Genomic DNA, 7667 nt, shown 5'->3' with positions numbered 1-7667 from the left:
GTTATATGAAGAACCATCTTATTTATCGCAATGTCTTCGGGATTATTTAGAATAAAAATATGAGGGGATCTTTAAGCTTGAAAACACATTTGATATAACTGGAAAGTTTGTTCAATGAGCGTTTGCTTTTCTGTATCGTCAAGGGTCAATAAGTCAATCGACTTGATATGATTTCCGCTTGGACTCGTCCCACTCAATGCATATTGCTGAATGGCTTGATGTATCATCTGGCTTTGAGACAATAAATTAACCACTTCATCAGCATCTTCACCAATATCAGGCATAAAATCCTGAGATTCTGTTTCATATGCAACATTTCGGTGTAAAGCAACCACTTTCATTCCTGACTTTTTACCCGCTTCTATACCTACAGCAGAATCTTCAACTACTATGCAGTCTTTTCTTTCCCCTCCTACTATCGCCATGAGTGCATCATAAAAACGAGGATCGGGCTTAGCATAACCTAACCGCTTTGCAGAAAAAACATCCAGTTTATCTTGCAATCCCACTTGAAATAATAGCTCTTTAACTAAATCTTCATGACTATTGGTTATCACACATATTCTAATGGAAAAATCAAGTATTAACTTAATAGAGGTAATCGTATCTTGAATAAACTTAGGCTGTTGAAGTAACTGAGTATAAAACTGTGTCGCTTCTTCAACTAATTCAGCCTTAAAAGGCAATAATTCGGGATATAATGCACATATTTCTTTCAATGTCGCTTCAGCACCATTGCCATGAACCGCATTAAAAAGGGCATGTTCGTCTATCGTATAAGAAAGCTGATACTTTAATTTCAGCCATTCAAGAGAAAGAATAGATGCTTGTAATTTATCTCTTTCAGAATCAATAATCACCCCATCAAAATCCAGTAATAAAATCATTCCCCCCCCCTTTAAACGCTTTATTACTTCAACTGAAAATAGCATGCTTTCATTAATCATAGTGTATCGTATAAATGCGGCCTTATTTCCCTTAAAACCAAACCTCAACACTAAAGCTGAGAGAAACTAAGAATAATAGATATACTTGCAGTTCAATAATATTGAGTTCGTTACGCTTATTAGATTTTAATTTTCAATGTTAATAATAAAAAAATATAAAAAAATATAACATTTGTAAAATATGATAAAACTCAAAGTGAAATTAATTAAAAAAACCTTTCCCTTCATTATTAAAGGCACTCCATTTAAAGAGAGGAAAACATAAAATATTAATATGTCAACCTTTTATAATCACTTCTGCATTTTCACTTTTAATCCCTCAAAAATTGACACGTTCGATACAGCAACTATAAAGATCTCTATTCAGCATAGTTATCATTTATGGATCGACTATCAATGAATTCTGCCACAGAACATATTTAAAAGGATTTATTATGAAGATTATACATAGATTATTACTCCCAATATTGATAACCCCTACTTTATTTTTTCCACTTTACGCTCAAGAAACATGCTCTGAAAATAAGAAATCTGAAATTACTGAGACCGTTAGTGAAAATAACCATTCGGTATCAATAGACTGCCATTTAAACCTTACTGATGACGATATCATTACCAAGAAAATACTATTAGAAGGTGAAAACGCCTCTAACACAAAAATCAATTGTAATAATGGAGTAATCGATCTCAGCGTCGGCATTGAAAAAGGGATCTTTTCAGCAGAAAATGATGATGCCATTGTCATTCAATCATTGAAAGAAAACAATAATCATTGGTCAGTCCCCCAAAATATCACCATTAAAAACTGTAATATTATCGGCAGTATTCGATTAAGTGGTATGGCGAGTACCGCAATGGGTGATGAAGTCAAAAACTCATCATTAAACCAAGGCCATACGGAAAGAGCTAACCATGCCGCTCCTCATCACATCCTGCTAGAAAATCTTGACATTAAAGCATTAGCTCGCCCTCCTCTTTACCTATCACCTGGTGTCAATCGAGTAGAACTGAAATATTCCAATCTACATGGCATATCAAACTCCGTCGCCATGTATCTAGATGCGGAATCGAATTATAATGAGATCACTGAGAATACGATTAATGTTAATACCGCTAAAAACATGATTTCAATCGATGGTTCTTCACGTAATAAACTAAAAAACAACCATTTTTTATTAAATAATAATGGAGGGATCTATCTTTACCGTAACTGCGGAGAAGGAGGGACAGTTCACCATCAAACATCAAGCTTTAATCAAATTAAAAATAATTTTTTCAGTTATAATGATGACCCCTTTGATCATCCAGCCATTTATATCAGTTCAAGCAATGGCCAACAAGATTATTGCTCAGATGACGATAGTGTTGCTCTAAATAATACCAGCTCAACAGATAACAATGATAATGCCGAACATAATACGGTGACTTATAATCAATTTTTAAACGTCAATCCCCATGAGCTCATACGCTTTGGTACTCACAGCGATGATGAAGCATTCAACGAAGCTTCTACTTATGCTAATTTTCGAGTCTCTTCATTTAAAGAAGATATCGATCCTGAAATCACAGACTTTGAATGCCAAATAGAACATAACAGTGAAGGTTGCTATCAATATATCAGCTGCCCAGACGACAAAATCAGTGCCGACATACGGGCAGCATGCAATATAGAATGGGGAACAGTCACCAAAGACGATCTACCGAATTGGGGTCACTTAGACATTATCAGGCAAAGCGACACACTACCTGACAGTGAATGCCTTGTTCATGAAGTGTCCAGTTATCTGGAAGAAAGTCATTCTCACGTCTATCCAAGCTATGAAAATCAAACCTATATTGGCTGTAAAGAACATGACAAAAACGGCGGTGATTGCCATGTGCTAGGTCAACAAATTTGCTTATAAATTTCATCAAACCTTTACATTATGACAATTCAAGCCAAAAAACACTTCCCTCAAGTTTTTTGGCGTGTTTTTTATACTACTGAAATCGAATACGGAAAATTCAGTCAGAATAAAGGAATAGGAGTTTGACTTTATTCAATAAAACACTTCACTCATCAAGATAAAAAGGACTTAATATGTGCCGTAAAAATAGCATGTTGTTTTCAATATTTATCATAACCAGCCTATTTAATCTACCAGTACATGGTGCAAATACTTGTACCGACATGAAAAAAGCAGAGATATTAGAACGCGTCTCTGAAATACGGCCCAGTGTGACAATTGATTGTGATGTATCACTGAAAAGTACTGATGTCATTACCAAGAAAGTGTATTTTGAAGGTGAAAGTGCATCCAATACAAGCTTGAACTGTAATAATGCCAAAATTGATTTTAACGTCGGTATTAGAGCGGGAATATTTTCATTAACCGATGACGATACCATTAATATTCAGTCATTCAAAGACAAAGACACTTGGTCTGTTCCTGAAAATATTGCCATTCATGGTTGCCGAATAATGGGCAGTATTCGCATCACCGGCATGGATGATAATGATTTTACAGATGATTTAACAATGTCATCATTAACTGCCGGACATACAGCAAGAAGTAATGCTTACGCGCCCAGTAATATTTTATTAAAAAACCTTGAAATTGAAGCCTTACACCGTCCAGCCCTTTATCTATCACCAGGCGTTAATCGAGTCACGTTGCAGCAATCTTATCTCCATGGCTCATCTGAGACTGTCGCCTTATATTTAGATGCTGAATCTAACTACCACAAAATTTTAGAAAACACCATTGCCGTCAACACATCAGAATATATGGTTGCGCTCGATGGTTCTGCATATAACACTATTAAATACAACTATTTATTTGCAAATAATACCGGCGGTATTTATCTTTTTAGAAATTGTGGCGAAGGCGGTATGGTACGTCATCAAACCGCCAGTTTTAATAGTATTAGCAATAATTACTTTCTTTATAACAATTATCTAAATGATAAGTCTGCACTTAATATTGGCGCCAACAATGGTGAACAAAGCTATTGTATTGATGACGATAATATCAAACTCAAACAAACTAGCTCTACAGATAATCTTGATAATACTGAAGGCAATACTGTCATGTATAATCAATTTTTAAACGCAGAACCCCATGAACTTATTCGCTTTGGTTCTGATAATGATGAAGCCTTAAACGAAGCTTCTGTTTATGCGAATTTTCGAGTGTCATCTTTTAAGCACGATCTCGAACCTGAAATTGTAGAGTTTGAATGCCAAATTGAAACAGATAGTTACGGTTGTTATAAATATGCCACCTGTCCAGATAACAAAATCAGTGCAGCCGTTAGAGCGGCGTGCAACCTAGAATGGGGCTCTGTTTCACTTTCAGACTTACCTCTTTGGGGGCATATGGATATCATACGTGAAAGTGATACACTCCCCGACAGTGAATGTCTTGTACATGAAACATCTAACTATCTTGAGAACAGCCATAATCACACTTATCCCAGTTATCACAACCAAACCTTTATCGGGTGTAAGGAGCATGATCAAAATGGTGGCGATTGCCACATACTCGGTCAGCAAATTTGTTTGTAATCATTTTTAGCTGGTAACACCATTGGTAATAAAACACGCCAATGGTGTTAACTGGCAAAAATAGGCCCAAACATCACTCAATATCCTTAAATTTATTTTTCACTTTTCATTTCAGTCCATTCATTTACCGATAAAACATTGACACTTTAAAAACAGCAACTATAAAACTAGTGTTAAGTTTTCTTTCTATTAAACCACACCTAATCACTTAAGCTCATTGCTCAATTAACTTAAAAGGATTTTCTATGCTCTTAATAAATAAGCCCTTAATAAATAGGCTATTACTAGCCACTGCCATCATCCCGCCATTATTGCTAACCTCCGCCATGGCGTCGGAGAACATCTGCTCTGAAGAGAAAAAATCCACCATACTCAGTCCTATCACTAAAGATAATCATACTGTTACCTTAGATTGTCATTTAACATTAAACAGTGATGATGTGATAACCAAAAAAATATTGTTTGAAGGCGAAACCGCATCAAACACAAGTCTTAACTGCAACAATGCACTCATTGATCTCACTGTGGGCATTGATGCGGGTATTTTTTCAGCCAAAACTGATGACACTATTATTATTCAATCCGTTAAAAAAGCAGATAATACTTGGTCTGCTCCTCAACATATTAATATCGAAAATTGCCGAATCAAAGGCAGTATTCGCATGAGTGGTATGGGCATTAACGCGAAAGATAACCATATTCAAGTATCCTCATTCAGTGCCGATCACACCCAGCGCCTAAATGAAGCATCCCCTCGCCACATCATGCTGAACAATATCGATATCAAAGGCATATCGCGCCCCCTGCTCCACCTCTCACCTGGAGTGAATCATGTCACTTTAAGCCATGGGAACTTACATGGACTATCCGACACCGTTGCTTTATCTCTTGATACTGAGACCAATTTTAATACCATCAAGGATAATCATATTCATGTCGAGACCAAACAACACCTGATGACATTAAATGGCTCTGCAAATAACACAATAAAAAATAACTACTTTACCCTAAATGATAATGGCGGCATTTACCTCTATCGTCATTGCGGTCAACACAATAACCTTCATGGTCAAACAACCCATTTAAATCACATCGAAGCCAATTACTTCACTCTAAAAAATATCAGTAATCACCCGTCTATTCAGATGAATGCTATCGACTATCAGCAAGGTTATTGCAACGACCAGACACCCACCAGCGTCACACACACAAGTACAATCACTCAACAAGATAATGCTATGGTCAATACCATTATTTATAATCAATTTTTACATGCCTCCCCTCAAGAAGTCATCAGTCTTGGTGACAGCAGCCTAGCAGAAAATGACCAGCTAAAGGAAGCTGCGACCGTTTACGCCAATATCAATGTCACCGAATTTCGCACCGATGCAGTAGCAGAATTGAAAGAGTTTGAATGTTTTGTTAACGGCCCCGTTGGTAGTGAGCATGGTGGTTACAGCGGTGTTGAATGCGACCGTCAATGCCCCGCCGATAAAATCAACGCCTCGATCCGTGCGGCCTGCAACTTAGATGATTTTATGTTCGTCGGTTATTCTGGCAATTCAGATACTACTAATCCTTGTTATGGCTGTAGTGGAGAAAGCCTTGATACGCATTACCAAAGAGAAGTCATTGATAACATACAATGGAATCACATGGTCATACGAAAAGAAGAAGATTGCGAAAATCCAGAACCTAATACATGTGGAAGTGTAGACCCTGACGATCTCAGGGGGCTATGTATGATAGAGGACGTCAGCGCCAGTGAAGAAGTCAGCCATAATCACCTCATACCCAGTTATGTCAACGAAACCACGGTTGCCTGCTATGAAACTGATGGTAGCTCGGGTGCTGACTGCATAGTCGCAGGACAAATCCTCTGCCTATAATGCCCCTTGCCATCAAAAACGGCGCGAAAATGTATTTTCGCGCCGTTTTCCCAACAGTTATTCCATTCTCACACATGAATAACGGCTGATATAGCGACTAATGACAGTCCGAGCTAGTATGGAAAAAAGATGGCAATCATCAGCCTATGACATTTACCTTAGCTGGCTTTTTTTAGCCGTTTCACCACTTTGTTAATGGCTCTTTGACGCTTCAGAGGGGATAAATAATCAATAAACAAATTGCCATTAAGATGATCGATTTCATGTTGCACCACAATCGCTAGAAAATCATCACTCTCAACAGATATCTCCTGACCAAAACGATTCTGGGCTGTGACAGTAACGACGGAAAAGCGCTCTACATCCGCATAAAAATTCGGCACGGATAAGCAGCCCTCTTGCCCCATTCTTTTGCCTTTGCCACTGACCACCTTAGGATTGACTAAAATCAGTGGCTCATTTCGCTGCTGGGATATATCAATGATCACTATCGCTTCACTACGCCCTACTTGGGTTGCCGCTAAACCAATACCATTACTGGTGGCATAAAGCGTCTCAAGCATGTCATCGATTAACGCTTGAATTGATTCAAAATCAACCACAGTTTTCGCCACCGATTTCAACCTTAAATCCGGCGCAGTCAAAATATCTAAAACAGCCATACTTTCCCTATAGAAGCAAATTTACAACTTTTAACACAAACAATACCTTGCAATCAATTTAATTTTAATAATTTGAAACAAATAGGGTGGTAATGGGCAATACCAAACGCAAAGTACTAAACACAAGGCACTAAACACAAGGCACCAAATGTAAAGTACCAAACGATTAACACTCTAACCAATAAGCATTGTCACTTATTCAGTCAAAATTGATTCAGTTCCGCCTTATTTTGAGCTAACCACAGCTTAGTGACTTCATCGATGGGCTTATTCTCACGGCTCACTTGATAATCCAGTGCGGCAATAATATCATTTGAAAAATAGCATCTATTGAGCAGCTCTAATTGCGCCGATGTAAATAATGCTTTTTTATCGTCTCTCAAGAGTAAGACCGCTTTATCCATTCCACCTAACAAGCCTTTAGGCTCAAGTAATTCACGGATCTGATGTTTATAGTGTAAAAACTGCGGCTTCCATAACGGCACTATCACCCATGATTTCTGGCTAATCGCTTGCTCAAATGCACTAAAACACGCCTCTTCTGTGCTAATGCCAGTAAGTTAAGCTTATTGGCATTTTTTATTTCTAGCATATCGCTGTGGTCTTCGTTTGACTGCTCGGG

At 37.7% G+C, this 7667-nt stretch carries 6 protein-coding genes; 3 read left to right on the top strand and 3 right to left on the bottom strand.

Annotated features, from left to right (window positions below; translation table 11 throughout):
- Positions 1-71 precede the first annotated feature (71 nt).
- Positions 72-887: an HAD family phosphatase gene (locus Q0791_RS23820; RefSeq protein ID WP_299011755.1), complete on the bottom strand. Its 816-nt coding sequence runs from the start codon at positions 885-887 to the stop codon at positions 72-74.
- Positions 888-1381: 494 nt separating this feature from the next.
- Here Q0791_RS23820 and Q0791_RS23815 point away from each other — a divergent pair, with 494 nt between their 5' ends.
- From Q0791_RS23815 to Q0791_RS23805, 3 genes are all read left to right on the top strand, one after another.
- Positions 1382-2851 (top strand): hypothetical protein, encoded by a 1470-nt coding sequence (locus Q0791_RS23815; protein ID WP_299011754.1) that lies wholly within the window; start codon positions 1382-1384, stop codon positions 2849-2851.
- Between the two features lie 176 nt (positions 2852-3027).
- On the top strand, positions 3028-4494 hold the full coding sequence (locus tag Q0791_RS23810; RefSeq protein ID WP_299011753.1) for a hypothetical protein: 1467 nt from the start codon (positions 3028-3030) through the stop codon (positions 4492-4494).
- A gap of 245 nt (positions 4495-4739) precedes the next feature.
- On the top strand, positions 4740-6383 hold the full coding sequence (locus Q0791_RS23805; protein ID WP_299011752.1) for a hypothetical protein: 1644 nt from the start codon (positions 4740-4742) through the stop codon (positions 6381-6383).
- A gap of 158 nt (positions 6384-6541) precedes the next feature.
- Here the strand turns inward: Q0791_RS23805 and def are convergent, their stop codons facing one another.
- Together def and Q0791_RS23795 are read right to left on the bottom strand one after the other, a co-directional pair.
- Positions 6542-7045: a peptide deformylase gene (def, locus tag Q0791_RS23800; protein ID WP_299011751.1), complete on the bottom strand. Its 504-nt coding sequence runs from the start codon at positions 7043-7045 to the stop codon at positions 6542-6544.
- 203 nt (positions 7046-7248) lie between these two features.
- On the bottom strand, positions 7249-7596 hold the full coding sequence (locus Q0791_RS23795) for a glycine betaine ABC transporter substrate-binding protein (protein WP_299011756.1): 348 nt from the start codon (positions 7594-7596) through the stop codon (positions 7249-7251).
- Positions 7597-7667 lie beyond the last annotated feature (71 nt).

It is taken from the genome of uncultured Shewanella sp. (genome assembly GCF_947495455.1).
In the GTDB taxonomy this organism is placed as follows: domain Bacteria; phylum Pseudomonadota; class Gammaproteobacteria; order Enterobacterales; family Shewanellaceae; genus Shewanella.
This window is presented reverse-complemented; position numbering and strand designations above follow the sequence as displayed.

Coding starts and splice junctions, on each gene's coding strand:
- Q0791_RS23820 (WP_299011755.1), bottom strand. CDS start 887: ATGATTTTATTACTGGATTTTGATGGGGTGATTATTGATTCTGAAAGA.
- Q0791_RS23815 (WP_299011754.1), top strand. CDS start 1,382: ATGAAGATTATACATAGATTATTACTCCCAATATTGATAACCCCTACT.
- Q0791_RS23810 (WP_299011753.1), top strand. CDS start 3,028: ATGTGCCGTAAAAATAGCATGTTGTTTTCAATATTTATCATAACCAGC.
- Q0791_RS23805 (WP_299011752.1), top strand. CDS start 4,740: ATGCTCTTAATAAATAAGCCCTTAATAAATAGGCTATTACTAGCCACT.
- def (WP_299011751.1), bottom strand. CDS start 7,045: ATGGCTGTTTTAGATATTTTGACTGCGCCGGATTTAAGGTTGAAATCG.